Below are 2,408 nucleotides of genomic sequence, written 5' to 3'. Positions count from 1 at the left end.
GTAAGCGTCCGCCCAACACACCTTGTGTGATTAAACGGGCGCCCACCTGTGCGGCAACAGCTCGGTTATCTCACTCGCACGCTGCGTCGGCAGGCGTGTAAGAACATCCTTCAAGTAAGCATACGGATCATGTCCGTTGAGCCGCGCCGACTGGATCAAACTCATGATCGCCGCCGCACGTTTACCGCTGCGTAACGAGCCCGCGAACAGCCAGTTCGAGCGCCCAAGAGCCCACGGCCGGATTTGATTCTCGCACCAGTTATTATCGATGGGCACAGCACCGTCATCGAGATAGCGCGTCAGCGCTATCCAGCGTTTGAGGCTGTAATCCAGGGCCTTGGCGATGGCCGAACCCTCAGGCACAAGCTGTCTTTGGGCGGTCATCCAGGTATGAAGTGCGTCGGCGATTGGCGCTGCTTTTTCCTGCCGTATTCGCTGTCGATCACCCGGTTCCAGCTCGCGGACTTCTCGTTCAACTTCGTACAAGGCCGCGATGTAGTGCAGCGCTTTTTCGGCGATCTGGCTCTTGTTGGTCGCATGCAAGTCGAAGAACTTTCGGCGGGCATGGGCCATGCAGCCGATCTCCGTAACGCCCAGTTCAAAGCCTGCCTTGTAGCCGGCAAAGTCATCGCAGACCAGCTTGCCGTTCCAACTGCCCAGGAAGGCTCGGGCATGTTCGCCAGCGCGGCTTGGGCTGAAGTCGTAAACGACCGCCGCCAGGTCGGAGAACTGACTGGTGGCATAGGCCCAGACATAAGCGCGATGAGTTTTTTTAGCGCCAGGCGTCAGCATTTGTACCGGCGTCTCGTCGGCGTGAACGATGCCGTGCGTCAGCACGGCTTCGCGCAGCGCATCGACTAGTGGTTGGAGTTGCACGCCGCAGTTGCCCACCCACTGCGCCAAGGTCGAACGGGCGATGGGCAGCCCGGCGCGACCGAAGATTTTTTCCTGACGATACAGCGGCAAATGATCAGCGAACTTGGCCACCATGACATGGGCCAGCAGGCCTGCGGTCGGTATGCCTTTGTCGATGACGTGCGCCGGTACCGGCGCCTGGATTAGCGTTTCGCACTGCTCGCAGGCCCATTTCCCACGGATGTGACGCTCGACGGTGAACACGCCGGGCGTGTAGTCGAGTTTTTCACTGGCATCTTCGCCGATGCGCTTGAGAGCACAGCCGCACTGGCAATGGCTGTTGTCCGGTTCGTGATGGATCAGCGTGCGAGGAAATTGCGGCGGCAGCGCTGCGCGCTTAGGTTGCTGGCGCACTTTGGCTTCGACTGGTGTCGGTTGCAGCGCCTCAAGCTCGGCTTCGATAGCGGCAATATCAGTATCGATCAAGTCGTCGAGCAAGCTGGCCTGATCTGGACTTAGTTGCTCGCTGCGTTTGGCAAACTTGAAGCGCTTGAGCAGCGCGATCTCGTGGGCCAGCTTCTCGTTGACCGACTTTTGATGATTGATCTGCTTGTCCATCGTCTCGACGCGCTGGATCAACTGCGCCGCCAAAGCACGCAGTTCTTCAGGGTTTAATTGATCGAGATTCGGATGCGAAGTCATGCCGCCGATTTTGCCAGAGAGGGCTATGGGCGGCGATAGACTGATGCGCCAATTGCGCTGGCAAGCAGGCCATGGCAGGCGAGTTAGAGCACCGTGATGGCTCCTCCGGAACCGACGCGTTGCCAAGGTAAGCCGAGCACCAAGGCTTGAAGTTGCTCTGCATCCAGCTCGACTTCAGAGCCGTGCCGCACGCCAGGCCAAAAGAAACGTCCTTGATTTAAGCGCCGGGCAGCAAGCCAAATCCCCAAGCCATCATGCACCAGCACTTTCATGCGATTGGCACGACGGTTGGCAAACAGATAAGCACAGTGCGGCTTCGCCGCACCGAACACCGCCACGACCCGCGCCAGCGCAGTTTCAGTGCCGGCGCGCATGTCCATGGGCTCGGTGGCGAGCCAGATGGAGTCGATGCGGATCATCGCAGCAGGTCTCGCAGGAAAGCAGAACACGCCGCTGCATTTTCTGCCGGCCAACTCACCACGACTACGCCTTTTGGATGCGGCACTTCGATTCGGATCGTGGCAGGAAGGGCCTGATGCATCGGCACCGGCGGCGATGTCTTGACCGGGATGAAGGCGGTTTGAAGTGTCAGGTTTTTCTGCGCATGCACGCGTATCCATTTATGGACGAGGTTGGCGTTGAGGTTGTGGGTCAACGCGACATTGGCGATCGAGGTGTCAGGCTGCGCGCATTCGGCGATGACCTGGGCCTTGAAGGACTTTGAATAGGAACGGCGTTCTTGTGGCATAGGCGTCCGCTTAAAAAGGCTAAAAATGGTGTCCACTTAAATTTAGGTGGACACCATCGCCTCAAGCGACGGTGTCAGGAAGGTGTGTTGCCCGGACGGTTAC

3 protein-coding genes are annotated in these 2,408 nt (G+C 58.8%); all 3 read right to left on the bottom strand.

The genetic code is table 11. From position 1 onward, the window contains the following. Positions 1-30 precede the first annotated feature (30 nt). On the bottom strand, positions 31-1,557 hold the full coding sequence (gene tnpC, locus F8N96_RS34755) for an IS66 family transposase (protein WP_150762972.1): 1,527 nt from the start codon (positions 1,555-1,557) through the stop codon (positions 31-33). A gap of 83 nt (positions 1,558-1,640) precedes the next feature. Further along, the gene (gene tnpB / locus F8N96_RS34750) at positions 1,641-1,976 is read right to left on the bottom strand and encodes an IS66 family insertion sequence element accessory protein TnpB (RefSeq protein ID WP_017279403.1); all 336 of its coding nucleotides are present in this window, start codon (positions 1,974-1,976) and stop codon (positions 1,641-1,643) included. Beyond that, complete coding sequence (gene tnpA / locus F8N96_RS34745; RefSeq protein ID WP_130208237.1) at positions 1,973-2,305, bottom strand: IS66-like element accessory protein TnpA; 333 nt, start codon at positions 2,303-2,305, stop codon at positions 1,973-1,975. Before tnpA ends, tnpB begins: the two co-directional genes overlap by 4 nt. Between the last annotated feature and the right edge of the window lie 103 nt (positions 2,306-2,408).

The sequence above is a fragment of the Pseudomonas fluorescens genome (assembly GCF_902497855.1).
Classification (GTDB): Bacteria; Pseudomonadota; Gammaproteobacteria; order Pseudomonadales; family Pseudomonadaceae; genus Aquipseudomonas; species Aquipseudomonas fluorescens_BI.
This window is presented reverse-complemented; position numbering and strand designations above follow the sequence as displayed.

Bases quoted from the DNA above. Each gene is read 5' to 3' on its own strand.
- tnpC (WP_150762972.1), bottom strand. From the start codon at position 1,557: ATGACTTCGCATCCGAATCTCGATCAATTAAACCCTGAAGAACTGCGT.
- tnpB (WP_017279403.1), bottom strand. From the start codon at position 1,976: ATGATCCGCATCGACTCCATCTGGCTCGCCACCGAGCCCATGGACATG.
- tnpA (WP_130208237.1), bottom strand. From the start codon at position 2,305: ATGCCACAAGAACGCCGTTCCTATTCAAAGTCCTTCAAGGCCCAGGTC.